Raw genomic sequence first — 26,254 nt, 5'->3', positions numbered from 1 at the left:
CAGATAATCGTGGCTGGACTTTCACCAGCTAGAAGTGCACCATGCCCGGTACACTGAAAAAAGCTCTGATTATCTGCGTTGGCGGCATGTCCAGCTCCATGATCGCCAAAAAAACCACCGAATCCCTGCAGTCCAAGGGACACGATGTGGAAGTAACGGCAGTGGGCGTCATTGAAGGCGAACAGCTGATCAAGGACAAAGCCTTCGATCTGTTCCTCATCAGCCCGCAGACCAAGATGTATCTGAAAAACTTCCAGAAGATCGGCGACGAAGTGGGATCCAAGGTCATCCCCATCCCCCCGCAGGCTTACATTCCCGTTCCCATGGGCATCGCCAAGATGCACGATCTGGTCGTTAAGGAAATCTGACCTGCGACCCCCGGCGTATGAAGCCAAAAGAGAAAGAGCTTCTCTCGCAGCTGTATCAGAACCAGAACCGGTATCTGACTGCAAGAGAGCTGGCTGAGGTTCTTCACATATCCGAGCGGACTGTGCGAACCTACATCCGCCGGTTGGAATCCGAAGTCTCGCAAAACGGCGGGGAAATCCTGGCCAGACAGGGAAACGGCTACCGTCTTGTGCTGAAGCGCCCGGTGCAGTTTGCTGTACTGGCAGGTACACCCGGGACGGAAACCGTGCACAGACAGCCGGATGTGCCGGACAGTTCTCAGGAACGACGCCGCTATCTGATGCAGCGGATGCTGCTGGACGGAGAAAAACTGGATCTGGAGGACACTGCTGCCCTGCTGTATGTGAGCACCGGAACCCTGAAAAAGGAGATGACACAGCTGCGGGGGCTGCTGGAGGAATACAGCCTGTCCCTGGAAACGGACAGGGAAGGGGCATCCATTGCCGGAGAGGAAACCAGCAAGCGGGCCCTGATCATGGACTACTTCTTCCGGTCCTCCTCCTTCAGTTCGATTCAGGAGTATATGGATCACTCCGGTTATTTTGACGACATTCCCACAGAACAGATGCTGCGGCTGATTCTGGATGAATCAAGACAGTTCGGCATCCGTCTGTCGGATGTCACTGTGCAGAACGCGCTGCTCCATCTGGCGCTGTCGGTCAAGCGGATGCAGGCCGGACTGAAACCCGAAGCGGCGATCATGACACCGGGATTTGAAGAGTCTCTGGAATACCAGGCTGCCCGGGCCATCTTCCGGCGCCTGTCCGGAATGATCGACGGGGAATTTCCGCCGGAGGAAATCTCCTATCTGGCGCTCCACCTGGCCGGGAAAGGAACCTGGAAGGATTACTCCACCGGCAGCCAGCCCCAGGATCTGGAACAGGAAGCCATCACGGTGCTGCGGCAGCTTGCGGAAGATGATGTCATGCAGCTGGATGGCGACCAGCAGCTGATTTCCAGTCTGCTGGAACACCTGCGGCCCATGACGGTCCGTCTGCAGCGGGGACTGCCCCAGAAAAATCCCCTGACCGAAGCCATTGTCCGGGATGAGCCGGAACTGATGAAGATCATCCGCAAGTACTTCGGCGCCATGCCCAGTCTGCGGCGGTATGACATCGACGATGATGAATGGGCGTATCTGGCGCTGCATGTCATGGCGGCACTGGAACGGCAGAAGGAGAAGAAAAAGCTGCAGGTCCTGGTGGTGTGCGCCACCGGTTACGGATCCAGTCAGCTTCTGAAGTCGAGGCTGATGAAGCATTTCTCCGACAGTCTGCACATAGTCACGGAAACCGGGTATTACGAAATGTCGGATGACATTCTGCAGGGAATTGATCTGATCATTTCCAGCGTGAACATCGGACCGGTGATCTTCGGGGTCCCGTTCATCCATGTTTCGGTGTTTCTGTCGGAGGAGGATGTGCAGAACATCCAGCATTTCATCGATCAGGCCCATGCCGGTCATGAAACGGACAGGAAGGAAAAAAACCGCAGCCGTGCCGTTTCCCGGAATCAGCAGGAGATCTTTGACTGCTACTTCTCGGAAGAGGATTTCCGGATCTATCCGGGTCATCCGGACAGGGACCAGGTGATGAATGATCTGGTGGAGACGCTGGCCAGCTATGAAAAGGACAGTTTCGCCGACCATCTGCGGGAGCAGATCAAGCTCCGGGCACAGATGGGCTCGGTGGTGTTCAGCGATGAGATTGCAGTACCCCATCCGGCGGTTCCGCTGTCCCGGGTCGCCCGGCTGGCTGTGGCTCTCATTCCCGGCGGCATGTACTGGAACGAGATCCATCCGGCAGTGCGCTTTGTGTTTCTGATGTCTCCCTCCTATGTGGAGAACAGAAATCTGCCCAGAGTGACAGGCGCCATTGTCACTTTGATGGATGAACCAGTGCTGCAGGAGAAGATTCTGCAGTCAGGGACATTCGATGCCTTCGGCCGCACCTTCAGTTCACTGATTGAAGCGGCCTGACCTATGCGATTCAGAAAGGGAAACTGAACAAGGAAGAGACTCTATGCCGAAAATGGATGTACAGGAATCGCAGCTGGTGGCTTTCACCATCATCTCCTATTCAGGCATGGCACGTGCCCTGGTGCACGAAGCCATGGAGGCGATGAGAAAAGGTGAGTTCCAGCTTGCGGATGAAAAACTGAATGAAGCGGACGAACAGCTGGTCCAGGCACACAAATCCCAGACCGATCTGCTGCATGCGTTCGCCAACGGAACGGAAATTGAAATCCAGATCATCATGGTCCACGCACAGGATCATCTGATGACGACCATGACTCTGAAGGAAGTTGCCGAGGAAATGAAGGTGCTTTACAAGGGTCTGGAAAAGAGCGGCGTGCTGCCGCTGGAAGACTGAGAAGCAGTTCTCCACAAGCCCCAGGCAGGAAAGGAACCAGGAAATGTCCCGACAGAAGAACAAGTCAAAGAACAGGCTGTCCAAAGCACAGCTGGATACAAACAAGAAAATCTCCAGCCTGAAAACCATGTATTTCAACAGGTTTCTCATGGTGCGCTACATTCTGGCAGTGATGGTCTTCGCCAATTTCTTTCTGGCGTATCTTTGCTGGCCCGCGTTCACCGGCATCGCAGCCGGGATCATGCTGGTGCTTTCCATTGGTCCCATGTGGGAAATGGGAAAGATGTACGGACATACCGAACCTGCTGTCCGCTGGACCCGACGGTACAATGTGCTGCAGCTGGTGATCAACTGCGGATTCTGCTTCCTGGTGTGGGCAGCGCCTATGGCCAGCGTGTTTCCGTTTTTCGCGGATGTGCTGGCAGCGAAAATCATCGCGAGTGTCATTCTGGCTTTCGGGGCAGTCCTTTGCATCCTGTGCCTGAGACGGCTGGACCGCATTCAGGCAGGCCGGGACAAGCAGCTGGCCAGGATCCGCTTCTTTGAAGAAAAATACAGGCTGCAGATCTGAAAGACCTGCAGCCGGAGCAACAGTCTGCGCCTGCCACTGACAATGATCGGCACAGCTGTTCAATCAACATTATGCACCCATGACGGCAAAGGGGCATACATTTGCCTTCACTGAAGAATTCCGGACTCTTTCCGGACTGGAAATCCGGTTTCATTTGCCGCCAAAGCATATATTCTGCCAAATTAGGAAAACAAGAGTAGAGAGTAATTATGAGCAAGGTCTTTGATTTTCTTGACAAATATCTGATGGGCCCGATGGGCGTTCTGTCACAGAAACAGTTCGTCAGAGCCATCATGGCAGCCGGTATGGCAACCATTCCCTTCACCATCGTCGGATCCGCATTCCTGATTCTGGGAATCCTGCCCCAGGCGTTCCCCTTCCTGGAGGGCATCTGGGCGGCATCCTTCGACAAGATCAACGCGCTGTACATGCTGGCCAACCGGTTCACCATGGGCGTGCTGGCTCTGTACTTCAACATTGTCATGGGCTTTGAACTGACACAGATCAAGGCGCAGGAATACAAGCTGAACCTGACACCCCTCAACGGCGCGCTGCTGGGCATGATGGCATTCCTGATGACCATGGCGGAACTGACCATCGCCGATGGTGGTGTCTTCACCCTCAAGGAAGGCGAAAACTACATCAACGGTGTGCTCTACGGCGATTTCGCCAGCCGTCTGGGTTCCTCCGGTATCTTTGTCGGCATTCTGATGGCCACGCTGGCAGTTGTCCTGTACAAGGAATGCGTCAGACGCAACTGGACGATCAAGCTGCCGGACGTTGTGCCCACAGGTGTATCCCGTTCCTTCACAGCCCTGATCCCCTGCTTTGTCATCGCCTTCGTGGTTCTGATCCTGAATGGCATTCTGATTGCCCTGGGTTATGACCTGTTCTCCATCGTATCCATCCCCTTCGGCTTTGTTGCCAACATCGCGGACAGCTGGTACGGCGTATTCATCATCAACTTCCTGATTTCCGCTCTGTGGTCCGTGGGCATTCACGGTGCCAACATCCTGTCTGCCTTCTATCAGACATTCACACTGGCCAACCTGGATACCAACATGAAGATCATGCAGGGCGCTGCCGGCGAGTACACCACATTTGCCGGTGAATTCCAGAACATGTATGTAGTCTGCGGCGGTTCCGGTGCGACACTGGGCATGTGTATCTGGATGTGCTTCTGTGCGAAATCCGAGCAGCTGTCTGTTCTGGGCAAGGCTTCCATTGGTCCGGCGATCTTCAACATCAACGAACCGCTGGTATTCGGCGTACCCATCATCTATAACCCGAACCTGATCATCCCCTTCATTCTGGCTCCGTCGCTGGCATCGGTTGTGGCATACTTTGCCATCAGCTCCGGCCTGTTCCCGCCGATCATTGCCAACGTTTCCTGGCCGACACCGGCTCTGCTGGGCGGCTTCATCGGTACTGCCAACCTGATGGGCGGCCTTCTGGCCCTGATCACGGTGGTTCTTGCCTTCCTGATTTACTGGCCATTCCTGAAAGCCTATGACAAGAAGCTTGTTCAGCAGGAAAAGGAAATGGCGGAAGCGGAAGGACAGTAACCGTCTTCGCGAACTGACCATGCGGCAGGCATTCGCCAGGCTGAATGCCTGAGAAAACCTGCCGCTTTTCTTTTTGGAATCAAAGGAGGAAAAACAGCATGAAAGAACGCAAACTCGCCCCGTTTCCCGAAAATTTCTTCTGGGGAGCATCCACATCCGCCTATCAGGTGGAGGGTGCCAATCTGGCAGACGGCAAGGGCCCGTCCTGTCAGGATGTGAAGGAAGTGCCGGAGGGCACCTCTGATCTGACTGTCTGCGCCGACCACTATCACCACTACAAGGAAGACATCGCCCTGATGGCGGAAATGGGCTTCAAGTCCTACCGGTTCTCCATTGCCTGGACCCGCATCCTGCCTGAGGGAACGGGCGAAATCAACCCGAAGGGCATCGAGTTCTACAACAATGTCATCAACGAGTGCCTGAAATACGGCATTGAGCCCATTGTGACCATGTTCCACTTTGACATGCCGGCAGCTCTGGATGCCCGGGGATCCTGGAGCAACCCCGAGTCTGTGGAATGGTTCGTGAACTACGCCATGGTGCTGTTTGAAAACTTCGGAGACCGGGTGAAGTACTGGCTGACGATCAACGAACAGAACATGCTGACGCTGGTGGGACCGGTGATCGGTACACTGACGATTCCGGAAGGCACCGAAAACGTTCTGAAGGAGATCTACCAGCAGAACCACCACATGCTCGTGGCGCAGAGCAAGGCCATGGTTCTCTGTCACGAAATGCTGCCCGGCGCCAAGATCGGACCGGCCCCCAACATTTCCCTGGTATACCCTGCCACATGCAAGCCGGAGGATGTCATTGCGGCACAGAACTTCAACGCCGTGCGCAACTGGCTGTATCTGGATGCTGCGGTATACGGCCGCTACAACTCCATTGTCTGGTCCTGGCTGAAACAGAACGATGCCTGTCCAACTTTTGCGCCTGGGGATGAGGAAGCGCTGAAGAACGGTCACCCTGATTTCATCGGCTTCAACTACTACAACACAGGCACCGTGGAAGCGGACGACGGCACTGTGGAAGAGAGTCCCTTTGGCGGCGATCAGCAGAATGGCGGCGGCGTGGCCGGTCTGTACAAAGCGTACCGGAACCCGAACCTGCAGCAGACGGAATTCGGCTGGGAGATCGATCCGGTGGGCTTCCGTGCCACGATCCGGGAAATGGATTCCCGCTACGACCTGCCCATGCTCGTGACCGAGAACGGACTGGGTGCCTACGACAAAGTGGGCGAAGACGGGAAGATCCACGATCCCTACCGCATCGAATATCTGCGCCGGCACATTGAGCAGATCCATGAAGCGATCACGGACGGCGCCGAGATGCTGGGCTACAACCCCTGGAGTGCCATTGACCTGATCTCCACCCATGAAGGCATGAGAAAGCGCTATGGCTTCATTTATGTGGACCGGGAAGATTTTGATCTGGGCACCATGAAGCGGCAGATCAAGGATTCCGGCCGGTGGTACAAGAAAGTCATCGAGTCCAACGGCGAGGATCTGGCTGACTGATTCAGGCTGCTGCGGCAGCCGGGGCTTCCGCGGCATATCAAACACAACTGACGGCAGCAGGGAGAAAGATGTCATCTTTGCTGCCGTCTTTCTGGTGCATCCGGTAGGCTGGCCGGAAAACGGAGAAGAAAGGAGACCATTCGATGAAGCGAAAAACTGTATTCCTGGATGTGGATGGCACACTGATCGACTACGAAGCCCGCTGTCCCGACAGTGCCAGAGAAGCGGTGAACAAAGCCCGTCAGGCGGGACACAAAGTCTATATCTGCACCGGCTGTTCCAAAGCGGAGATCCTGAAACGGAACCTGCCCAGGCTGGATGGCATGATCGGCGGCAATGGCTGTTATGTGGAAGATGACGGAGAAGTCATTCTGCATCAGAGTCTGAGCAGGGAACAGACCCGGTCCATTGCAGACTGGTGCAGAGAGAGAAATCTGGGCTTCTATCTGGAGAGCAATGCCGGCATTTTCTGCAATGACCGGTTTCTGGAACAGGGAGAGGAAGTCATGATCCGGTATGCGCTGGGCAAGGGAGCGGATCAGTCTGCAGCCGCGGATGTATCCACGCAGTTCCTCGCTCAGATGATCCATGTACCTTATGAAGAGATGGACCGGGATGATGTGAACAAGATCAGTTTTGTCCTTTCTGACTATCAGGATCATCTGGATTCAGCCCGGGCTTTTCCGGATCTGGAAGCCAATACCTGGGGCGGGAAGGGAGAACATGCCCTCTTCGGGGACCTTGGGCCGGCAGGCATCACGAAAAAGTCTGCGATTCAGGCGCTCCTGCGGCATCTGCAGGCAGATCAGGCGGATACGATTGCCTTCGGGGATGCAAAAATCGATCTGTCCATGTTCGAACTCTGCGGCTTCAGTGTGGCCATGGGCAACGGCGGACCGGAGATCAAAGAAGCAGCGGACTATGTCACCGCGGATGTGAACGATGACGGACTGTACAAAGCCTTTGAGCACCTGGGACTGTTTGAGCCCGCAGATCTGTAAAACAAATCCAATACAAAGACAAAAGGCTGCAGCCACCCGCATGGGCATGGCTGCAGCCTTTCTGCGTCCTGAATCAGCGAAACCGGAGAAGCTCAGTGCTCTCTGGCGTATTCACTGGGCGCAATGCCGAAATACGACTTGAAGCGCCGGGAGAAATAATGAATGCTGGTGAATCCCAGCAGATCGCTGACCTGGGAAATAGTGTGTTCATGCTGCGCAATCAGCTTCTTGGCTTCATTGAGCTTCAGCTCCGAAATGTACTGCTTCGGGGTCATGCCCAGGTTTGCCCGGAACAGAGCCTGCAGACTGGAGCGGGAAATGGAGAATTTCTGACACAGATCCTCCACGGTGTAGCTGGCGTAGACGTTGTTGTGGATGAACACGAGGATCTCGTTGAGCATCGTATCGTCGTAATGGCTCTGGAGCGTGGTTTCCTGACCGGCGGGTTTCTTGTCCCCGTCAAACTGATACAGCAGGATCAGGATTTCCTTCAGATGCAGCATGGCCAGCTCCATGTTCAGGGGCGTGTTTTCCTGAATGGCTTTCATGAACTTGCTGATGGTCTGGTACATGTCCTTCCGGGTGTGGAACACGCGGTTTTTCAGATTCCCTTCAATGCCGGTATCCATGGTGAAGGCAATGGACATATAGGAACAGGAACTGTCTTCTGCCGTTTCCAGACTGTGACGCTGGCCCGGATGATAGAGCATCAGATCGTATTTCTGCATATGATGGGTTTCGTCGTCCACGGTGACATCCATTTCCCCGTGATCCACATAAATCAGTTCGTAGAAGCTGTTCTTCTCCCGCCCGGACTGATAGGACCCTTTCCGCACCTGATAATAGCTGGACAGGATCTCCTTGAGATTCAGCCGGGAAATGATGGGATCGTAGCTCACCGTGGTTTCCATGGGATGTGTGCCCATCGTTTCCGGGACGCAGCGGATGCGGATTTTCGCCTTGCCGGAAATGGAAATCACGTTGAAATGCACACCGGCTTTCAGCTTCACGGTCCGGGCCATGACGAATTCCTCAAAGGAAATCCCGTCCACGGAAACCGCCAGCAGCGCAATGCCTTCCTGACATTCCAGATACACCGGTTCCGTGCTGATGCAGGAGATGTCAAAATCTTTGTTGTGAATGCTGTGGGTGCTTTCGGCCATCTGCCCGCCGCCCGGAGGCATCTGGTACAGGACATCGCCGTATGCCTGAAAGGGGTAACTTGTTGTTCTGTTGAGCATTAAATTCTCCTTCGTGCCTATGTTGAAAAGTATAAACTTCTGTTTAATTAGTGTAAAGAGGAAAAGGGGAAAACCTGCCCGCAAAGTTGTATGATGAAGCTGATCATGCACAATATTTTGAGGCAAGGAGGATAAACAAATGACATCACCTGAGATTCTGCTGACAAGGATTGACAATCGACTGATCCATGGCCAGGTTGCCACCCAGTGGGCAAAGGAACTGGGCGCCAGCGTTCTGATCGTGGCCAACGACGAAGCTGCTGCCGACACATTCCGCCAGGAGCTGATGAACATGGCTGCCCCGGCAGGGGTGACAACAAAATACATCCCGGTGGCTGACATCAACGGGACGCTGGAACAGCTCGACCCCGGTGCCCGGGTCTTCATCATTGTCGCCGATCCTCTGGATGCAAAACGGCTCATGGAGAAAACCGATGCAGTGAAGCGGATCAATGTGGGCAACATGCACATGTCCGAAGGCAAGCACCAGGTCGCCACGACGGTGGCGCTGGATGACATGGACAAGGATCTCTTCCGGCAGATGAAGGAAGCCGGCGCCGATCTGTTCATTCAGCGGGTTCCCGGATCTGCCGTGGAAAACCCCGACGCGCTGACAAAGTAGTCTCTGCTGTTTCTTCTGCATCAGTTGCCTGCAGTGCACAGCGGGCGGCATGCTTTTTATGTATCTTGCTAAAAGTAATAATGTTATAATTTGTCTGCTTTACAGGAGGATTCAAAATTATGGAAGTTCTGATTTGCGATACCTACGAGGATCTGTCAAAAGCTGCGTTCAAAGTCATGAAAGACGTTCTGGATGCCAAGCCTGACGCAGTTCTCGGACTGGCCACAGGATCCAGCCCCGTTGGCCTGTATCAGGAAATGGTCAAAGACCACAAGGAAAACGGCACCAGCTACAAAGATGTGAAGAGCTACAACCTGGATGAGTATGTCGGTCTGGACAGAAACGATCCCCAGTCCTACTGGACATTCATGAACGAGAACCTGTTCTCCGGCATTGACATCGATCCGGCCAACACCCATGTTCCCTATGGTGACACCGCCGAAGATGCCAAAGCCTACGATGACGAAGTCAAGGGCGTGGACATCCAGCTGCTGGGCATCGGCAACAACGGTCACATCGGCTTCAACGAACCCGGTACACCCTTTGATGCCCGCACCCACATCGTGGAACTGACAGAAAGTACCCGGGAAGCCAACAAGCGTTTCTTCGACAACGACATTACCAAGGTGCCCACGCACGCCATCAGCCAGGGCATCGGCACAGTCATGGATGCGGACAGCATTCTGCTGATTGCCAACGGTGCCGGCAAGGCGGATGCAGTCAAAGCCATGATCGAAGGCGAAATCACAGAGGAATGCCCGGCATCCATTCTCCGGAAACACCCGAAGGTAACGGTGATCCTGGACAAGGAAGCCGCCAGCAAGCTTTCCAGATAGGGCTGCAGCTCACTGCACAACAGAAAACAGAACAGGAACACAAGAAAGGCCGGATTGCTCACCCGGCCTTTTTTCGTACCGCAGGAGGCTTCGGACCTCCTGGCTCTGTCGCAGATACATCACCTGTTACATCACCTGTGTGCTGCCCCGGGAACGACCATGCGCAGCTGTGCAGGGTTCACCAGCACTTTTTACAGCGTCCATATCCCCAGGCAATGGCCTGATCCAGCGTCACCGACGACGGATTCTTCATGTTCGAACAGTTCGGATTCGAGTGGTACTTGCTGCCAGTCCGGGGGATCCACACCGTGGCGGCATTGGACTGGGAGGTGGCGGGTGCCTGGGCGGCTGCGGCTTCCTCTTCCGCCCGCCTGGCAGCTTCTTCAGCCCTGCGCTGTTCTTCCTCCTGCGCCTTTTTCCGGGCTTCTTCCTCCTGCCGGATCTTCTCCCTGATTCCTGCTTCATCCGGCATCCGGCCAGTGGCGGCATCATACCAGGTCAGGACAAATTCCTGCTCCTTCTCCGTGAATCCTCCGGCTTTCAGCTCCCTGTCCAGGTCCTCTGCCGCCATGGCAGCACGCTGCTGATCCGTCAGATACCCCGCAAACCGCACCGCATTCCAGGTGAAATCCCGGGATTTCAGTTCCTGGTCGATCTGGGTCTGCTCAAACCGTTTTTCCTGTGCTGCCTTCTGCAAAGCCGTTCTGGACAGCCGGTTCTCCGGATCGGTCTGTTCCAGATACCGCCGGCAGTTCTCATTGAAATCCGGCTGCAGACTCTCCAGCGCTGCGTCAATTTCCGGTTCTGTGAATTCCGCCTCTGTCAGACTGGCTTCCAGTGCTTTTTGTGACACCGGTTCTTCCAGCAGCGTGTCCGCGTGAGACCGGGCAGCTTTCTGCCAGCTGACCGTATCCGACTCCAGCGCCATCCGGATCTGATCCTCCGTGAACAGCGCTTCGCGCAGTCGGCTGCGGCCTTCCGGTCGTGTGATATATCCGTTGCGATCCGCCGCGCAGAGTTCCAGGGCACTTCGGGCATGCGCATCGTAATCGATTCCGCTTCGCACGTTGTCCAGTGCCGACTCTGACTGTCCGGCGGTGAATTCCAGTTCCCGCAGGTCCTGCCGGAGCGCTTCTTCGGAAATCGTTCTGCCGCTGCCCAGATCCAGCGCCGCTTCCGCTGCTTCCGCCTCCCAGTCCGTATCTGCCAGCTCGTCCATGGTCCAGTCCACGGCTTCCGGTGGCCAGTCTGCCAGCAGAGCCTGCTCCAGCTTCGCTCTGGAAACATACGTGGTTTCAATCAGCTTTGTGCCGGCATCCAGCGTCTTCTGCCTTGTTTCCTGCTGACTGTGCAGGGCAATGCCGGCGCTGCAGGCCAGAAGTGCCAGCAGCACCAGTCCGCCGGCAAACAGCCGCCGGCAGGAAAACCACCGGGGGCCGGATTTCGGCTCATGTCTGTGTCTGTGATTCATATCTCTTCCTCTTTCTTCCCGGAAGCGCATACATTTTCCGGGCAACTTTCATTATGCCTGCAGATGACATACTTGTGAATTCATCTTTCTGTCACCTCATCTGCTGTCCCGCAGGTTCTGCGGCCTTTTTTTTTGCAGCCGGATTGCTTATCATGAAAGACATGAAGAAATGGATCTACAGAATACTGATGCTGGCATGTCTGTGCGTGTTCGCCTATTGTGCATACCGGCTTTACGATATATACAGCGGTTCCCGGCAGGTGGAGAAGGAAACGGAGACCATGCAGGAACATGCCGTGAAGGAAAACACGGAAACACAGCAGAAATACCTGGAGCCGGACTGGGCGGCACTGAAAGAGGAGAACCCGGACATTGTGGCCTGGCTCTATGTCCCGCAGCTGGGATTCTCCTATCCTGTGGTGCAGGGAAGCGACAACAGCTACTATCTCACGCACACCTATACCGGTGCCGACAATCACCGGGGTGCGATTTTTCTGGATTCCGGCGCACCCGGCGACTTTTCCGGAAACAATTCCATTGTCTACGGCCATTCCGTGGATGTGGGGGGCATGTTCACTGACCTGGACAAATACGAGGACAAGGGGTTCTTCGATGCCAATCCGTATTTCTATCTGCTGACCCCCCAGGGCAATTACCGGGCGGATATCCGCACCTTTGCCAAGACCACCGAAGGAACTTCCTTCTATCAGTCGGACTTTGGCGACTACCGGACAGAGATCGAGCAGCAGATGATGGATGAAGCCACCTACAGCCGCCAGGTCGATCCCGCCGGCCGGCCCATGATCACGCTGTCCACCTGCGACCTGGACTATGGCTTTGACAGCATCAACCGGCTGGCGCTGACTGCGGTGCTGGAGCCCTGGAACGAACCTGTTGCTCTGGCGGACTGACAACGCTGCATGAAAAACAAAGGGGAAACAAATTTCATGAAACGAATCTGCATTGCTGCCGGCGGAACCGGCGGCCACATATATCCCGCTCTGGCACTGGCTCAGAGCGCCATGGAAAAGGATCCGGACACCAGGATCCTTTTCATCGGCAATGCCGACCGGATGGAAGCACGCATCGTGCCGGAAGCCGGCTTTGAATTCACAGCGCTGGACACCCATGGTCTGGAAGGAAGCCTGAAGGACAAGATCCGGGCCGGAATTTCCCTGCTGAAGGCCATTCCGGAAGCGGAAAAGATCCTGAAGGCATTTCAGCCGGATGTCGTCGTGGGGTTCGGCGGCTATGTCTCCGCCCCGGTGCTCCGGGCGGCACACATCCTGCACATTCCTGTCATGATGCACGAGCAGAACTCCATCGCCGGCAAAGCCAACCGGGTCACCGCCAGATACGCGGATGAAATCGTGGTCTGCTATGACAAAGCCGCCGGGCAGTTTCCCGGAGGCAATGTGAAACAGCTGGGCAATCCCCGGGGGTCTGTCGCGGCCCGTGCCCAGGGCGATCCGGCTGCCTGGCAGGCACTGGGGCTGGATCCGGACAGGGAAACCATTCTCGTCATGATGGGATCCCTTGGCTCCACCACCATGAACGACGTCATGCAGCAGGTGCTGGCCCGTCCCATTGACGGCCTTCAGTTTCTGTTTGTCACCGGCAGGGGCAATGAAGAAGCGGCGAAGTGCTTTGAAAACCGGCCGGATGTGAAAGCCGTCAGCTATGTGGACACGCTGAAAATCTATCCGTATATTGCCGGCATGATCTGCCGGGCCGGTGCCACCACCATTGCGGAGCTGACTGCCAGAGGCATTCCCGCCATTCTGGTGCCCAGCCCCTATGTGGCAGGCAACCATCAGTATTACAATGCGGCGGTTCTGAAGGATGCCGGCGCTGCGCAGCTGGTGGAGGAAGCAGCGCTGCTGAAGAACCCGGCAATCCTCCGGGAAACCATACATGGCTTTTTCGGCTCTGACATGATCCGGCAGACAGCAGCCGCCAATGCCAGAAAGCTGGGGCGGCCGCAGGCTGCCGACCAGATGCTGCAGGACATGGAAGTCCTGTGCGGAGGCCGTTCATGACGTTCACCAGTCTGCTGCGGCTGTACGGCGAAGTGCTGGAACAGGAACCCATGTCTGCCCATACCACCTACAAAATCGGGGGTCCGGCCCGCTGGTTCATCCATCCCAGAAGCGTCACCGCGCTGATGCGGATCATGGAGCTGCTGGACGAACGGAACATTCCCTGGCTGGTCCTGGGCCGAGGCAGCAATCTCCTGGTGCCGGACGAAGCCTGGCACGGTGCGGTGATCAACCTGGATTACACTTTCAATGACAGCTACTTTGAACCGGAGGGCATTCTCTATGCCCAGGCAGGCTGCGCCCTGCCGGCACTGGCGGTGGAAGCCATGAAGCACTCCATGACCGGGCTGGAATTTGCCAGCGGCATTCCCGGCAGTCTGGGAGGCGGCCTGTACATGAATGCCGGCGCCTACCGCAGTGACCTGTCTTCCATTCTGCTGGAAGTGCTGGTGCTGCGGGACCGGAAAGTGGAATGGGTGCCCAAAGAGGAGCTGGACTACAGCTACCGCCATTCCGCCTTTCAGGATCATCCGGACTGGACGATCCTGGCAGCCAAGTTTCAGCTGGAAAAGGGAAATCAGAATGAGATCCGCCAGCTGATGGCATCCCGCCAGCAGCGGCGGATGGCAGCCCAGCCGCTGGACAAGCCCTGCGCCGGCAGCACATTCCGGAACCCGGAGACAATGCCCGCCTGGCAGATCATTGACCAGCTGGGGCTGCGGGGCACGCAGATCGGGGGAGCCCGGATCTCCGACAAACACAGCAACTTCATCGTGAATGCCGGACAGGCAACCGCCGGGGATGTCCGGGCGCTGATGGACCTGGTGATGGAAGGGGCCAGACGGGAATTCGGCCTGGAGCTGATTCCCGAAGTGGAGATTCCGGAATGGACCACCTGAAGCGGATCCTGACATCCTGGTCTCTGCGCCGGCTGTATCTGTTCTCCGGTGCGGCCATGCTGGCAGCGGTTCTGGCTGTCTATTACCTGTCTCCGGACTCCCGGGTGCAGGTGCTGGCCTGCGAGGGCAATTATCTCTTCACGGATACGCAGATCTATCAGATGGCCGGTGTGAGCACCTCCACAAGGATCTGGCTGACACCTGCTTTCTGGATCGAAGGAAAGCTCAAATCCAGCCCGCTGGTGGAAAGCGCCCGGGTGACGCGCAGCGGCAACCGGCTGAGTCTGCAGGTGCAGGAGAAAAACGTGATCGGCTACTACGTCCAGGACGGACAGGACTATATGCTCACCAGCGAAGGAGAGTCGGTGCCCATCGATCCGGCATATCTGCGCAGCATTCTGCATTTTCCTCTGTTATCGGATTTCACAACAGAGCAGCTGGCACAGATTGCCCGGGAATTCCGGGACAATGGGCAGTATCTCACCCGGGAAGTCACGGCGCAGATCGCGGAAATCGTTCCTTACAAATCCAGCTATGATGACAATATGCTGCGGATCACCATGCAGGACGGCAACGTGGTGTTCTCCAGCATGGAGGACCTGGCCATGATGACCCACTATGAAGACATGCTGCAGCAGCTGAAGGGCCAGAGCGTGTGCCTGCTGCTGGACCGGGACAATTCTGCCATCAACAAGGTGGCCTGCGACTATCTGAACATGTCTCAGGAAGAGCGGGAAGCGTACCGGGCACAGCTCAGGGAGGAAATGGAGCGCAAAGCCGCTCAGGAAAAACAGCAGGCGGAAGAGAAAAAGGACAGCGCTTCCGAAAAGGACCAGGATGCAGATCACAGCGGTGCCCGGACGCCGGATACCGGAGAAAATGAAAGCGGTTCGCAGACTGACACGGAAGCCGGTACTGAAACAGGCGACGGGCAGCCGGAGTCTGAAACACCGGAACTGAGCTATGATGCTTACGGAGACTGGCAGGCGACGGATGTGTTTGACTACCAGTATTCACCATCTTCGGATTTGTATTATGATCCCCATCAGGGGCTGTTTCTGCGCTGGGACGAAGCTGCGCAGGATTTCACCGTCATTGAATAAGATATTTCAAAGACCTATAATTCAGTAGATGACAGGCTGCAAGGCCGGGAATTGAACAGGAGGGTACTATGCCTATCAACAAATCGACAGAATTCGGCGCGATCCAGATTTCACTGGATGCCATTGCGGCTCTGGCCGGCGGCACCATCACGGAGTCCTACGGCATCGTGGGTATGGCCAGTCAGAAAACGCTCAAGGACGGCCTGGCCGAACTTCTCAAACGGGAAAATTATGCCAGAGGCGTGGTTGTCCGTCAGAATGACGGGGGCCTGATTCTGGATCTGTATATCATTGCCCTGCAGGGCATCAAGCTGGGGGAAGTCATTCACGAAGCCCAGCAGCGGGTGAAATATGTCCTGGAAAAGACCCTGGAGGTTCAGGTCCAGGAAGTGAACGTCTGGGTACAGGGTGTACGGGTTTCGAGGTAACTGGGAATGGACAGAATCAACGGACAGCTATTCAAGGAAATGCTGCGCTCGGGCATGAACAACCTGGGCAATCAGCAGCAGAAAGTGGACGCACTGAACGTATTCCCGGTTCCTGACGGAGACACGGGCACCAACATGTATCTCACCGTGTCCAACGGTGTAAAGGAAGCCCTCGCCTGTCCTTCCGACAGCGTGGGGGAAATCGCAAAGGTACTCTCCCGGGGTCTGCTCATGGGTGCCCGGGGCAACTCCGGTGTCATCACCAGTCAGATTTTCCGCGGCTTCTATCAGGCGGTCAAAGGCCTGAATGAAGTGGATGCGGTTCAGCTGGCCCACGCCCTGGTCAACGGAAGCCGGGTAGCCTACAAGGCTGTCATGCGTCCGGTGGAAGGCACGATCCTCACCGTGATCCGGGAAGCCGCTGACTATACCTATGCCTACACCATGACAGAGGATATCACGGACTGTGAAAAGGTCATGGCCCGGATGGTGCAGGAAGCAAAGGAATCCCTGGACACCACCCCGCAGCTGCTGCCGGTCCTGGCGGAAGTCGGCGTGGTGGACTCCGGCGGCTACGGTCTGCTGGTGATTCTGGAAGGATTCCTGAAAGCCATGCAGGGTCACCCGGTGGAAAAGGAAGACACTTCTGCCGCCGGCGAAAACGCCCAGACGAAAGTGGAAGGCGGCGAAGAGGAATTCGGCTTCTGCACGGAGTTCATTCTGCATCTCTCCGAGCAGGGCATGAAGCATTTCTCGGAAACATCCTTCCGGGATGAGCTGGCGACCATTGGCAATTCCATTGTCTGTGTGCAGGATGAGGACCTGGTCAAGGTGCATGTGCATACCCTGGAACCGGCGACAGCCATCAAGATGGGCAAGCGGCAGGGAAAATTCCTGAAGCTGAAGATCGAAAATATGACCGAGCAGCATGAGGAAATCCTGAACAAAGACGAAGCCATTGAAAAGAAAGCCGAACACAAGAAGTACGGACTGATCACCGTGGCGGCAGGCGACGGCATCAAAAAGATGTTTGAAGATCTGCGCTGCGATGTGGTGATCGGCGGTGGTCAGACGATGAACCCCTCCACGGAGGATTTTGTCAGTGCGGTGCGGTCTCTGAACTGCGACCACATTCTGATCCTGCCCAACAACTCCAACATCATTCTCGCGGCCCAGCAGGCGGCGGATGTGCTGGAGGATCAGGACATTCAGGTGCTTCCCACGAAGACCATTCCCCAGGGTCTGTCCGCCTGCATCCTGTTCAACCCGGATGCGGATCTGGAGACCAACCTGGCGGAGATGAACGAAGCCATTGCCTCCACGAAGAGCGGGGAAGTGACGTATGCAGTCCGGGATACCACCATTGACGGTCTGGAAGTCCGGGCTGGGGAATTCATGGGCATTGCCGGCAAGAAAATCGTCACCTGCGTACCGGACATGATGAACGCAGCCAAGAACCTGCTGGATTCCATGCTGGATGAAGACAGTGAAGTGGTGACGCTGATTTATGGTGAAGACGCCTTGAAGGAACAGGCGGAAGCCCTGGAGAGCTACATCACGGACAAATGCGACGCCGAGGTGGAAGTCGTCAACGGCAAACAGCCGGTGTATTCTTTCATCATTGGTGTGGAATAAAGCCGGTCGGCAAAGCAGCAAAACAGAATACAAAGGCACCTGTCCATTCCGAAAGGAAAGCCAGGTGCCTTTTTGACGAATTGACTTTTGAAGCATGCACCATCCCGATGGTGGGCTGCAGACATATGGTGAGAACCGGCTGGCGGACTGCAGCAGCCGGCCCGGGACCTCACTCTGTCACCGGCGTATAGACCAGCTGTCCGCCTGTCTGCCTGGATTCATACAGCACCGGGTGACCGGTTTGCAGCACGAAGGACAGATCCAGATTCCGGACTGCCCCTGGTGTGGAAATCCGGGCTCTGCGCAGAAAGGTAATGTGGGGCACAAAGGGCTTTGTGTCCACCGGCAGTCCGGCGTCACGCAACGCCTGCTGCAGCGCGTATACGGCTTCCGTCAGTGCCGGATCCGGCCGGAAGGCGGCATACCAGAGGGAACCGAAATGGCTGCACCCCGCAAAATCCAGCTGTGTCCGGGGAAAGGATGACGCTTCGAGAATTCGGAGAATCCGGTCTTTCTGCGCCAGAGTGCATTCTCCCAGAAACGCCAGTGTCAGGTGCAGGTTCTCCGGTCTCGTCCAGTTTCCCTGCCAGCCAGCCTGGCGCAGCCGGTCCTGCAGGTCCATCAGTTTCTGACGGGTACCCGGATCCGGATCCAGTGCAATGAACAGCCGCATGCAATCACCTCCACAGGCAGCCCCTGCCTGTCTGTTCACAGAATACCACTGCATGTGACTGGAAGCAGGCCGCAGGCATTCCGGCAGCAGGCGTTGTATTCTTCTTGTAACAAGGGGGAATCAAGTTGACAGAAACAAACAAAGCGGCAACCAGCCCGGAAACGCCCGCATCACCGGAGACCACGGGCATCGTCCTGGGCGGCGGCGGATCCAGAGGGAGCTATGAAATCGGGGTGCTGCAGACGCTCACCAGCCAGAAGAAAGCCTTCGATGTGGTCACCGGCACCTCCATCGGTGCCATCTGCGGTGCAGTCTATGTACAGGGCAGTGTGCAGGACCTGACAGACTGGATCGGGACCTTCACCCAGGACTCCGTTGCCAGCAACCTGTTCATGTTCCCGGCGCAGTATACCAGCGCCGGACACAATTACGCCAGCGCCGGAGACTTTTTTGCGGACTTCTCTAAAGGGGGTCCCGGGATCTCACCCCTGCGGGACAAGCTGAAGGGACTCTTCAGTTATGAAAAGTTCGCGGCTTCTCCCATGAAGTTTGGCTGCCTGAGCTACAACGTCTCCAGACAGCAGCCCCAGTCCTTCACCAAAAACGACATGAATCCCGACAATGCGGTGGATGTTCTTCTTGCCAGCGCCGCCTATTTTCCTGCATTCAATTTCATCACCATGAACGGCGAGTATTACATTGACGGCGGCTTCGCCCAGACCAATCCCGTCTTACTGGCCAGAGACCTGGGCGCCGGAAAGCTGGTTGTGGTGGACGTGCAGGACATGGACGTACCTGATCCGGACCTTGCGCCGGGAGATCTGCTCATCCGGCCCATCTGGAAACTGGCCTACTACCTGGATTTCGACGGCAAAACCCTGAAAAACCAGGTGGCTCTGGGACAGCTGGACGCCCTGAAGTATCTGGATCTTGCGCCGGGGTATCTCTACACCTTCTATCCCGAAGACTGGAACCACATGAAGCGCCTGGAGAAATCCGCCATGGAACTCGTCGCAGCGGAAGGGGAATCCTATCTCCTGGAGAAAATGGACGGTGTCATGAAGGAAATCTATCAGTTCATTCTCGGTTACGTCCCCCGGCCCCTGCAGAACCGGTACGCCAACGAATACATCTTCGGACGGATCCTGGAGTGCATGGGCCTGATTGCCGGCATCAGTCCTTACAGCCAGCTGCATTTCAACGATTTCATCAAACAGCTGCTGGAGAAATTCACGCAGTTTGATGACGATCCCAATGACATCCGGAAGCCGCTGCTCTATCACGCCATGGAAATGAAAGGCCTCCGGGACATGATCGTGTTCTTCCACTCCGCCATCCAGGGCTTCAACGGTCATCTGCCGGCCCAGTTCGGCATCCTGAAAGAGAAATACCAGCTCCCATACTATCTGGCCTGGGGCTGGCACCTTATGGAACGCTACCGGCTTCTGCTGCTGATCTGAGCCTGCGGGAGCCATACAGAGAGCGGTTGTCATCATCTGACCGCTCTTTTTTGCGTGTTCTGCCAATGGCCGCCCGGTTTCCTGTCTCCGGAGGGATATGCTGCAGCGGGCGGCAGCCGGGGCCTGGATCGGCGGAAAGAGGAAAGAAACAGAAGAATCCGCGAGGTTGACTCCGGTATCTTTTGACGGGGGCCGGACACAGGGGGATGATGAAGATGCAACCTGGGTGAACCGCTGGAAAGGGCGCCCGGGAGAGGAAGAAAGGGATGGATGATATGAACTGGAACCGGTACAAGTACCGTCAGTTTGCGCAGGAGGCCTGTCAGCCGGCGCAGGATCTGGCGAAGCGGGTGGATATTCTGGTGCGTACGGCGGTGGATCTTGGCTGCGGGTACGGGCAGAGCACGAAGGTGCTGGACGAGGTGTTTCATGAGGCGGCGGTCACGGGTGTGGACCGGAATCCGGAGATTATCCGGCTGGCGCGGCAGAAGCATCCGGAATGCCGGTTTGTTCAGGCGGATCTGATGTCGCTGCAGGGGCGGTATGACCTGGTGTTTTCCAATGCGGCGCTGCAGTGGGTGCCGGATCATGAGAATGCGATCTGGCGGCTGATGAAGAATCTGAATGAGGACGGGGTTCTGGCAGTGGGGTTTCCCCAGACAAAGGGCGAACCGCTGTTCGATATTTTCGAGGAGCTGATTCAAAAGTATTTCCCGGAGTATCCGGTGCGGTGGAATGCCCTGGAGGCGGCGGAGTATCACCGTATCCTGCAGTCCTGTGCGTCGTCCTTTGATTACTGGGAGACGGATTACTATTACCACGGGTTCGATCCGGAGGCGATGATGGACTGGCTGGTGAATGCCCGGCTGGAGCCGCTGGATCCGGATCTGAAGGAGGAAACGGTGCAGGCGCTGGCGGCGGAGCTGAAGGAACGGGTGGCTGAAGCGTATCAGATGGATGAGAACGGTCACATTCTGCTGAAAATTCATCGCATCTTCTTTACGGCGGTGCGGTAGAGAATCACAGATTTGATATAATGATTTCAGCAATAGGAAGCGAGGATACGAACATCATGAAATACGCAGTTGGCGTGGATATTGGCGGCACAAACAGCCGGATCGCTCTGGTGGATGAAGGGATGAACATTGTGGAGCGCACACAGTTCCGCACGGATGCCCATGATCCCATTCCCACCATTGTCCGCCTTTCGGAGGCTCTCAAGGAGATGGCCGGTGACAGGGAAATCGTGGGCATGGGTGTTTCCTGCCCGGGTCCCCTGGATCTGATCAACGGAAAGGTTCTGAACACACCGAATCTTCACGATACATGGCAGAACTTCCCGATTGCCGGGGAGATTCAGAAAGTCACGGGTATTCCCACGTATCTGGAAAACGACGCCAATCTGGCGGCGCTGGCGGAAGCCGTGGTGGGAGAAGGCCGTGACTGCCGCTATGTGCAGTTTCTGACCATTTCCACCGGACTGGGTTCCGGGCAGGTCATTGACCACAAGATCTACCAGGGCGCCCACGGTTATGGCCATGAAGTGGCGTATGCACCGCTGTGGAGAAACGGGCCGCAGCACGGCAAGATTTATCCCGGCGGCGTGGAGGCGATCTGTTCCGGTACAGCGATTACGGAGCGGGCGAAGAAAGCTGGCCTGGATGTGCAACACGCGGGGGAAGTCAACGATCTGGCGAAGCAGGGCAATGCAGCGGCGATGGAGATCATGGATGATGCCAAGGAATACCTGGCGAACTTCATTTCGATCCTGATCGCCATCACGGATCCGGAGATCGTGATCCTGGGCGGCAGTGTGGCGCTGAAGATTCCGGGATTTGTCCAGGAAGTGGAGGACAGAGTCCGGGAAAAAGTTCTGGATGAGCTGAAGCCCTACGTGAAGGTCCGTCCTTCCACGCTGAACGAAGACAGCGGTCTGCTGGGGGCTGCGTGCCTGGCTTTCGAGCATGACAAAGAGGAACAGGCAGCCTGATTCCGTTCAGCTTTGAGTCATCTGAAACCTGAAACCGGTTACACGACCGGTTTTTGTTTTGGCTCGTTTCAAGTCTGATACAATAAAAAACCGGAGGGTCTGTCATGATTTATATAACAGGTGACATTCACCGTGAGCAGGATATACACAAGATCAATCCCAGGGAATTTGAAGCCGGGAACCACCTGACACCGGATGACTATGTCATCATCTGCGGGGATTTCGGCTGTGTCTGGGACGGGGGATCCGGGGACCGGTTCTGGCTGAACTGGCTGGAGTCTCTTCCCTGGAACACGCTGTTCATAGACGGCAATCACGAGAACTTTGATGTACTGAATACCTATCCGGTGGTGGACTACAAAGGGGGCAGAGCCCGGCAGATCCGCAGCAATGTCTATCATCTGCTGCGGGGGGAAGTCTATGACATTGACGGACGGTCGTTTTTCACTTTCGGCGGGGGATTCAGCCACGATGTGCAGTACCGTACGGAGCGGCTGAACTGGTGGCAGGATGAGCTGCCTACGGTGCAGGAATGCGAAAACGGCGAACGGAATCTGGCTGCCCGGGACTGGAAGGTGGATTACGTTCTGTCCCACGATGTGTATGCATCGCATCCCATGGCGCAGAAGTATGCGAAGTCGATGGAACACTATGACAGCGACCGGCGGGATATCCAGGTGTATCTGGATGACATCGCCGGACGGCTGGATTACCGCACCTGGTTCACGGGGCATTACCATGGCGACTGGGTGCACCGCAGGGATACGCATCCCTGTGTGACGCTGTTTGACCGGGTGATCCTGCTGGAGGATCTGGAAAACGAACTGAAGAGCATTGCGGATGTAAAAGCTCCAAAGAAAGCAGAGAGTCCGGCTGTCTGAGACGACGAGTCAGACACAAGCGGGTCCGTACAGGTGGGTTCTGTGCAGAAGAAAACAGGATACGAACAAAGAGCCGTCAGTATCGGCGGACAGGGTGTGAGGCCCTGTCCACAGGGGCTGACGGCTCTTTTGATGCTTGAATGAGCGGGATGACGCGCGTTTCGCAAGGAAGATGCCGGACACAGTGTGTCTGATGTGAATGTCTGCCCGGCAGGAACCCGCATCTGCAGACCGGCACCGCAACGGAAAGCGGGGCGGTATCACTGGTGGTCTGTGGAGAGGGTCAGGGCCTGAAGTGAAGGCTCATTCAGCCTTTGCTTCAGTGCCCGGGCCCGGCTTGCTCCATTTGGCGTAGAGCGTGAGATCGGACTGGACGTTCATGCCGTCAAAGGCCTGGCGGCCGTAGCCTTCATCAAAGTACCAGCCTTCAAATTCGTATCCCTCGCGCTGGGGTGTTTCCATGTCCAGGGGCTCATCGTAGAGATACGTCTGATATGCCACATCGCTGCCGCCTTTCGAGTCGTAGGTGACCCGGTAGCCATCCCCCCGGGAGATGCCCACCATGATCAGCACGGCAATCACCAGGATCCCTCCGATGATGAGCTTGTCCAGGGTTTTCACGGAAATGCGGACCCCTTTGTACATCCCCCGGGTGAACTTCGAGGGCTCTTTTTCGTTTCCGGGCTCCGGCGTCTGTGCCGGATCCTTGTCTGGTTTCTGTTCCATAACACTCCTGTGCAGCCGCGATCTGACAGCGGAAAAAGCCGGCGGTCTGCGAAATACAAACGCTGCCGGTCCCTGGCTGCCTGTCAGGCAGCGGGAGGGAGGGGACAGCGGAAAAAGGAAAGGCGGCGGCTTCTGACAGAGCGCTCAGACTGACTGATCCGCCCTGTCATGCAGGCCGCCGCCGGGAAAGGTGATTACTTCTTGGCGAGATACTTGCGCATGTCAATGGCGCAGGCCACCAGAATGATCAGACCCTTGATGATGTACAGCAGGTTCTGGTCAACGGACAGGAAGTTCAGTCCGGTGAAGATGATCTGCAGCAGCAGAACACCGATGACGATACCGGAGATTTTACCGGTACCACCGACAAAGGATACACCACCGATGACGCAGGCTGCAATGGCATCACATTCGTAGTTCAGACCGGTGTTGGCGTTGACGGAGGCAATCCGGGCACCGTCGATGAAGCCGGTCAGGGCATACATCACGGCTGCCAGCACGAACACCAGGATGATCGTTCTGTGGACATTGACGCCGGATACTTCAGCAGCTTCCTTGTTGGAGCCCACAGCGAACATGTTCTTGCCGAAGGTGGTCTTGTTCCAGATCACCCACATCAGCCCCACCAGAATGATGGCGTACAGCACATACATGGGAACTTTGACGCCGGCAATGGTGAACAGAGTGCCGGTGACCAGATCCCGGTAGCCGGGGTCGAATCCGGACAGCGTCTGACCGTTGTTGGTTCCCAGCTTCAGGTAAATCAGGATGATACCGTAGGTGATCAGCTGTGTGGCCAGGGTCACGATGAAGGGATGCAGGTCGAACTTCGCCACGGAGAAGCCGTTGATCAGACCGATGCAGGCGCAGGCGGCGATGGCGGCGATCAGCGGGACGATGATCGGCAGAGGTTCCAGACCCGGGAAGATCTGGTTGTTGGTGATGGACATACTGGCAACGATAACGGCAGCCAGACCGACCATCCGCCCGGCGGAAATATCGGTACCGGTGAGCACGATACAGCCGGCGATGCCCAGGGCAATGGGCAGCTTGGCGGCGGTCAGGTTGATGATGTTGATGATGGAATTCGGGGAACGGTACGCCGGTACGCGGATCGCGATGAAGATCACAACAATCGCGATGATGATGTACATGGCGTTGTTCAGCAGCAGCGAGCTGATGGCCCGCTTTTTGTCCGCCGGCGACATGGCCTTGTAGGCAGTCATCCAGGCCTGGATCCGGTTCTGTTTCCTGGTTTTGCTTTCTGACATGATGTTTCTTCTCTCCTTCTTATACGTATTTGGCAGCCAGTGTCATGATTTCTTCCTGGGTGGTATTGTCCGCATCCACTTCGCCGGCGAGTTTTCCACCGGACATGACAAGGATCCGGTTGCAGACACCCAGCAGTTCCGGCATTTCTCCGGAGACCATGAGAACCGTCCGGCCCTGTTTGGCCAGGTCGCTGATCAGTTCGTAGATTTCATATTTTGCGCCCACGTCGATGCCGCGGGTGGGTTCATCCAGCAGCAGGATCTCCGGGTCGGTGAGCAGCCAGCGGCCGAGGATGACCTTCTGCTGGTTGCCGCCTGACAGCGACTGGATCTTGGTCTGCTGGGAAGGAGTCTTGATGTGCATTGCGCTGATGGACCAGGCGGTGTCTTCCTTCATCAGCGGTGCCGACAGCAGTCCGCCCTTGAGATACTTTTTCAGGTTGGCAATGGTGGTGTTGGCCTGGATGTCCAGGATCCCGAAAATACCGGTGGCCCGGCGTTCCTCCGTCAGCAGCGCCATTTTGTTTTTCACGGCCTGGCGGGGGTTGTTGACGGTGATGGGCTTGCCATGCAGGGACATGGTCCCTTCTTTTCTGGTGGCCAGACCGAAAATCGTTTCCAGCAGCTCGGTGCGCCCGGCTCCGTCCAGTCCGGCAATGCCCAGGATCTCACCCTTGTGAGCCTGGAAGCTCACGTCATCCAGCTGGTTGTAGAGCCCGGTCAGACCATTGACTTCCAGAGAGACTTCGTCGCTGACTTCGTTGTCCTTGGGCGGGAAGCGGTTGGTGAGTTCCCGGCCGACCATCAGCTTGATGATCTTGTTCATGTCCATCTCGCTGGCAGGGTTGGTGGCGACCCACTGACCGTCCCGCATGACGGTGATTTCATCGGAGATCCGCAGGATTTCGTCCATTTTGTGGGAGATGTAGATGATGGCCACGCCCCGGTCCCGGAGCATGTTGATGATGCGGAACAGGTGTTCCACTTCCTCTTCGGTCAGGGAAGAGGTAGGTTCGTCGAATACGATGACCTTGGAGTTGAAGGAGACCGCCTTGGCGATTTCCACCATCTGTCTGGCAGCCACAGGCATGGTGCTCATGATCTGCTTCGGGTCCACATCGATTTCCAGTTCCCGGAAGACCGCCTTGGTGTCCTCCAGCATTTTCTTTTCATCCACGATGCCAAGCTTCGTGGGGTAGCGGCCCAGCCAGATGTTGTCCATGACATTGCGCTTCAGGGCCTGGTTCAGTTCCTGGTGCACCATGGCCACGCCGTTTTCCAGCGCTTCCTTGGAGTTCTTGAAGCTCACTTCCTGGCCATCCAGGAGGATCGTGCCTTCGTCCTTGCTGTAGACGCCGAAGAGGCATTTCATCAGCGTGGATTTTCCGGCGCCGTTTTCCCCCATGAGGGCGTGCACCGTGCCGGATTTCACATTCAGGCTGACACCGTCCAGCGCCTTGACACCTGGAAACTGCTTGGAGATGTTCTGCATCTGAAGCAGGACCGGGTTGTCTTTGCGGTTTGCTGTCGTTTCCATTGAGA

The 26,254-nt window shown here is 56.3% G+C and carries 25 protein-coding genes; 19 read left to right on the top strand and 6 right to left on the bottom strand.

The window, feature by feature from the left end:
* Window positions 1–41 precede the first annotated feature (41 nt).
* The 7 genes from QZ305_RS03915 to QZ305_RS03885 all read left to right on the top strand — a co-directional run bounded on the left by QZ305_RS03915 (window position 42) and on the right by QZ305_RS03885 (window position 7,437).
* Window positions 42–368 carry a PTS cellobiose transporter subunit IIB gene (locus QZ305_RS03915; protein WP_294730238.1) on the top strand — a complete coding sequence of 109 codons (327 nt, stop codon included), beginning with the start codon at window positions 42–44 and terminating at the stop codon, window positions 366–368.
* Window positions 369–385: 17 nt separating this feature from the next.
* A complete protein-coding gene (locus QZ305_RS03910) occupies window positions 386–2,386 on the top strand; it encodes a BglG family transcription antiterminator (RefSeq protein WP_294730237.1) in 2,001 nt (666 codons plus the stop codon).
* A 43-nt stretch (window positions 2,387–2,429) separates the two neighbouring features.
* Complete coding sequence (locus QZ305_RS03905; protein ID WP_294730236.1) at window positions 2,430–2,780, top strand: PTS cellobiose transporter subunit IIA; 351 nt, start codon at window positions 2,430–2,432, stop codon at window positions 2,778–2,780.
* A gap of 43 nt (window positions 2,781–2,823) precedes the next feature.
* Window positions 2,824–3,351: a hypothetical protein gene (locus QZ305_RS03900; RefSeq protein WP_294730234.1), complete on the top strand. Its 528-nt coding sequence runs from the start codon at window positions 2,824–2,826 to the stop codon at window positions 3,349–3,351.
* Between the two features lie 209 nt (window positions 3,352–3,560).
* The gene (gene celB, locus QZ305_RS03895; RefSeq protein WP_294730232.1) at window positions 3,561–4,916 is read left to right on the top strand and encodes a PTS cellobiose transporter subunit IIC; all 1,356 of its coding nucleotides are present in this window, start codon (window positions 3,561–3,563) and stop codon (window positions 4,914–4,916) included.
* A gap of 98 nt (window positions 4,917–5,014) precedes the next feature.
* Complete coding sequence (locus tag QZ305_RS03890) at window positions 5,015–6,436, top strand: glycoside hydrolase family 1 protein (protein ID WP_294730231.1); 1,422 nt, start codon at window positions 5,015–5,017, stop codon at window positions 6,434–6,436.
* A gap of 143 nt (window positions 6,437–6,579) precedes the next feature.
* On the top strand, window positions 6,580–7,437 hold the full coding sequence (locus tag QZ305_RS03885; RefSeq protein WP_294730230.1) for an HAD family hydrolase: 858 nt from the start codon (window positions 6,580–6,582) through the stop codon (window positions 7,435–7,437).
* 92 nt (window positions 7,438–7,529) lie between these two features.
* Here QZ305_RS03885 and QZ305_RS03880 read toward each other — a convergent pair whose 3' ends face one another.
* The gene (locus QZ305_RS03880; protein ID WP_294730229.1) at window positions 7,530–8,678 is read right to left on the bottom strand and encodes an AraC family transcriptional regulator; all 1,149 of its coding nucleotides are present in this window, start codon (window positions 8,676–8,678) and stop codon (window positions 7,530–7,532) included.
* 139 nt (window positions 8,679–8,817) lie between these two features.
* Between QZ305_RS03880 and QZ305_RS03875 the strand changes: the two genes are divergently transcribed.
* Window positions 8,818–9,300, top strand: coding sequence for a PTS sugar transporter subunit IIB (locus QZ305_RS03875; protein ID WP_294730228.1), 483 nt, complete (start codon window positions 8,818–8,820; stop codon window positions 9,298–9,300).
* Between the two features lie 119 nt (window positions 9,301–9,419).
* Window positions 9,420–10,136: a glucosamine-6-phosphate deaminase gene (gene nagB, locus QZ305_RS03870; protein WP_294730227.1), complete on the top strand. Its 717-nt coding sequence runs from the start codon at window positions 9,420–9,422 to the stop codon at window positions 10,134–10,136.
* 178 nt (window positions 10,137–10,314) lie between these two features.
* On the opposite strand, the gene QZ305_RS03865 is transcribed toward nagB, so the two are convergent.
* Window positions 10,315–11,607, bottom strand: coding sequence for a hypothetical protein (locus tag QZ305_RS03865; protein WP_294730226.1), 1,293 nt, complete (start codon window positions 11,605–11,607; stop codon window positions 10,315–10,317).
* Window positions 11,608–11,768: 161 nt separating this feature from the next.
* Here QZ305_RS03865 and srtB point away from each other — a divergent pair, with 161 nt between their 5' ends.
* The 6 genes from srtB to QZ305_RS03835 all read left to right on the top strand — a co-directional run bounded on the left by srtB (window position 11,769) and on the right by QZ305_RS03835 (window position 17,711).
* Window positions 11,769–12,518 (top strand): class B sortase, encoded by a 750-nt coding sequence (srtB, locus tag QZ305_RS03860; protein ID WP_294730225.1) that lies wholly within the window; start codon window positions 11,769–11,771, stop codon window positions 12,516–12,518.
* A gap of 36 nt (window positions 12,519–12,554) precedes the next feature.
* The gene (gene murG, locus QZ305_RS03855; protein ID WP_294730224.1) at window positions 12,555–13,646 is read left to right on the top strand and encodes an undecaprenyldiphospho-muramoylpentapeptide beta-N-acetylglucosaminyltransferase; all 1,092 of its coding nucleotides are present in this window, start codon (window positions 12,555–12,557) and stop codon (window positions 13,644–13,646) included.
* Window positions 13,643–14,545: a UDP-N-acetylmuramate dehydrogenase gene (gene murB, locus QZ305_RS03850; protein ID WP_294730222.1), complete on the top strand. Its 903-nt coding sequence runs from the start codon at window positions 13,643–13,645 to the stop codon at window positions 14,543–14,545. The genes murG and murB overlap by 4 nt, the downstream gene beginning before the upstream one ends.
* Window positions 14,533–15,648: an FtsQ-type POTRA domain-containing protein gene (locus QZ305_RS03845; RefSeq protein WP_294730221.1), complete on the top strand. Its 1,116-nt coding sequence runs from the start codon at window positions 14,533–14,535 to the stop codon at window positions 15,646–15,648. Before murB ends, QZ305_RS03845 begins: the two co-directional genes overlap by 13 nt.
* Before the next feature lie 68 nt (window positions 15,649–15,716).
* A complete protein-coding gene (locus QZ305_RS03840; protein WP_294730220.1) occupies window positions 15,717–16,076 on the top strand; it encodes an Asp23/Gls24 family envelope stress response protein in 360 nt (119 codons plus the stop codon).
* Window positions 16,077–16,082: 6 nt separating this feature from the next.
* A complete protein-coding gene (locus tag QZ305_RS03835) occupies window positions 16,083–17,711 on the top strand; it encodes a DAK2 domain-containing protein (protein ID WP_294730219.1) in 1,629 nt (542 codons plus the stop codon).
* Window positions 17,712–17,880: 169 nt separating this feature from the next.
* Here the strand turns inward: QZ305_RS03835 and thpR are convergent, their stop codons facing one another.
* Window positions 17,881–18,384 carry an RNA 2',3'-cyclic phosphodiesterase gene (thpR, locus tag QZ305_RS03830; protein ID WP_294730217.1) on the bottom strand — a complete coding sequence of 168 codons (504 nt, stop codon included), beginning with the start codon at window positions 18,382–18,384 and terminating at the stop codon, window positions 17,881–17,883.
* Window positions 18,385–18,509: 125 nt separating this feature from the next.
* Between thpR and QZ305_RS03825 the strand changes: the two genes are divergently transcribed.
* The 4 genes from QZ305_RS03825 (at window position 18,510) to QZ305_RS03810 (ending at window position 22,715) form a co-directional block, all read left to right on the top strand.
* The gene (locus QZ305_RS03825) at window positions 18,510–19,844 is read left to right on the top strand and encodes a patatin-like phospholipase family protein (RefSeq protein ID WP_294730216.1); all 1,335 of its coding nucleotides are present in this window, start codon (window positions 18,510–18,512) and stop codon (window positions 19,842–19,844) included.
* A gap of 266 nt (window positions 19,845–20,110) precedes the next feature.
* Window positions 20,111–20,860 (top strand): methyltransferase domain-containing protein, encoded by a 750-nt coding sequence (locus tag QZ305_RS03820; protein ID WP_294730214.1) that lies wholly within the window; start codon window positions 20,111–20,113, stop codon window positions 20,858–20,860.
* A gap of 56 nt (window positions 20,861–20,916) precedes the next feature.
* Complete coding sequence (locus tag QZ305_RS03815) at window positions 20,917–21,834, top strand: ROK family protein (protein WP_294730213.1); 918 nt, start codon at window positions 20,917–20,919, stop codon at window positions 21,832–21,834.
* Between the two features lie 104 nt (window positions 21,835–21,938).
* Window positions 21,939–22,715, top strand: a complete 777-nt coding sequence (locus QZ305_RS03810; protein WP_294730212.1) for a metallophosphoesterase — start codon at window positions 21,939–21,941, stop codon at window positions 22,713–22,715.
* A gap of 303 nt (window positions 22,716–23,018) precedes the next feature.
* On the opposite strand, the gene QZ305_RS03805 is transcribed toward QZ305_RS03810, so the two are convergent.
* From QZ305_RS03805 to QZ305_RS03795, 3 genes are all read right to left on the bottom strand, one after another.
* Window positions 23,019–23,441, bottom strand: coding sequence for an InlB B-repeat-containing protein (locus QZ305_RS03805; RefSeq protein ID WP_294730210.1), 423 nt, complete (start codon window positions 23,439–23,441; stop codon window positions 23,019–23,021).
* A gap of 194 nt (window positions 23,442–23,635) precedes the next feature.
* Complete coding sequence (locus tag QZ305_RS03800) at window positions 23,636–24,712, bottom strand: beta-methylgalactoside transporter (protein WP_294730208.1); 1,077 nt, start codon at window positions 24,710–24,712, stop codon at window positions 23,636–23,638.
* Between the two features lie 19 nt (window positions 24,713–24,731).
* Entirely contained in the window at window positions 24,732–26,249 is a 1,518-nt protein-coding gene (locus QZ305_RS03795) for a sugar ABC transporter ATP-binding protein (RefSeq protein ID WP_294730206.1), read from the bottom strand.
* Window positions 26,250–26,254 lie beyond the last annotated feature (5 nt).

The organism is uncultured Faecalibaculum sp. (assembly GCF_910588395.1).
Lineage (GTDB): Bacteria > Bacillota_I > Bacilli_A > Erysipelotrichales > Erysipelotrichaceae > Faecalibaculum.
The sequence above is the reverse complement of the archived record's forward strand: the minus strand, read 5'-3'. Positions and strand labels throughout refer to the sequence as shown.

What these genes read in the sequence shown, in the direction of transcription:
- QZ305_RS03915 (WP_294730238.1), top strand. Translation starts at nt 42, where the DNA reads ATGCCCGGTACACTGAAAAAAGCTCTGATTATCTGCGTTGGCGGCATG.
- QZ305_RS03910 (WP_294730237.1), top strand. Translation starts at nt 386, where the DNA reads ATGAAGCCAAAAGAGAAAGAGCTTCTCTCGCAGCTGTATCAGAACCAG.
- QZ305_RS03905 (WP_294730236.1), top strand. Translation starts at nt 2,430, where the DNA reads ATGCCGAAAATGGATGTACAGGAATCGCAGCTGGTGGCTTTCACCATC.
- QZ305_RS03900 (WP_294730234.1), top strand. Translation starts at nt 2,824, where the DNA reads ATGTCCCGACAGAAGAACAAGTCAAAGAACAGGCTGTCCAAAGCACAG.
- celB (WP_294730232.1), top strand. Translation starts at nt 3,561, where the DNA reads ATGAGCAAGGTCTTTGATTTTCTTGACAAATATCTGATGGGCCCGATG.
- QZ305_RS03890 (WP_294730231.1), top strand. Translation starts at nt 5,015, where the DNA reads ATGAAAGAACGCAAACTCGCCCCGTTTCCCGAAAATTTCTTCTGGGGA.
- QZ305_RS03885 (WP_294730230.1), top strand. Translation starts at nt 6,580, where the DNA reads ATGAAGCGAAAAACTGTATTCCTGGATGTGGATGGCACACTGATCGAC.
- QZ305_RS03880 (WP_294730229.1), bottom strand. Translation starts at nt 8,678, where the DNA reads ATGCTCAACAGAACAACAAGTTACCCCTTTCAGGCATACGGCGATGTC.
- QZ305_RS03875 (WP_294730228.1), top strand. Translation starts at nt 8,818, where the DNA reads ATGACATCACCTGAGATTCTGCTGACAAGGATTGACAATCGACTGATC.
- nagB (WP_294730227.1), top strand. Translation starts at nt 9,420, where the DNA reads ATGGAAGTTCTGATTTGCGATACCTACGAGGATCTGTCAAAAGCTGCG.
- QZ305_RS03865 (WP_294730226.1), bottom strand. Translation starts at nt 11,607, where the DNA reads ATGAATCACAGACACAGACATGAGCCGAAATCCGGCCCCCGGTGGTTT.
- srtB (WP_294730225.1), top strand. Translation starts at nt 11,769, where the DNA reads ATGAAGAAATGGATCTACAGAATACTGATGCTGGCATGTCTGTGCGTG.
- murG (WP_294730224.1), top strand. Translation starts at nt 12,555, where the DNA reads ATGAAACGAATCTGCATTGCTGCCGGCGGAACCGGCGGCCACATATAT.
- murB (WP_294730222.1), top strand. Translation starts at nt 13,643, where the DNA reads ATGACGTTCACCAGTCTGCTGCGGCTGTACGGCGAAGTGCTGGAACAG.
- QZ305_RS03845 (WP_294730221.1), top strand. Translation starts at nt 14,533, where the DNA reads ATGGACCACCTGAAGCGGATCCTGACATCCTGGTCTCTGCGCCGGCTG.
- QZ305_RS03840 (WP_294730220.1), top strand. Translation starts at nt 15,717, where the DNA reads ATGCCTATCAACAAATCGACAGAATTCGGCGCGATCCAGATTTCACTG.
- QZ305_RS03835 (WP_294730219.1), top strand. Translation starts at nt 16,083, where the DNA reads ATGGACAGAATCAACGGACAGCTATTCAAGGAAATGCTGCGCTCGGGC.
- thpR (WP_294730217.1), bottom strand. Translation starts at nt 18,384, where the DNA reads ATGCGGCTGTTCATTGCACTGGATCCGGATCCGGGTACCCGTCAGAAA.
- QZ305_RS03820 (WP_294730214.1), top strand. Translation starts at nt 20,111, where the DNA reads ATGGATGATATGAACTGGAACCGGTACAAGTACCGTCAGTTTGCGCAG.
- QZ305_RS03815 (WP_294730213.1), top strand. Translation starts at nt 20,917, where the DNA reads ATGAAATACGCAGTTGGCGTGGATATTGGCGGCACAAACAGCCGGATC.
- QZ305_RS03810 (WP_294730212.1), top strand. Translation starts at nt 21,939, where the DNA reads ATGATTTATATAACAGGTGACATTCACCGTGAGCAGGATATACACAAG.
- QZ305_RS03805 (WP_294730210.1), bottom strand. Translation starts at nt 23,441, where the DNA reads ATGGAACAGAAACCAGACAAGGATCCGGCACAGACGCCGGAGCCCGGA.
- QZ305_RS03800 (WP_294730208.1), bottom strand. Translation starts at nt 24,712, where the DNA reads ATGTCAGAAAGCAAAACCAGGAAACAGAACCGGATCCAGGCCTGGATG.
- QZ305_RS03795 (WP_294730206.1), bottom strand. Translation starts at nt 26,249, where the DNA reads ATGGAAACGACAGCAAACCGCAAAGACAACCCGGTCCTGCTTCAGATG.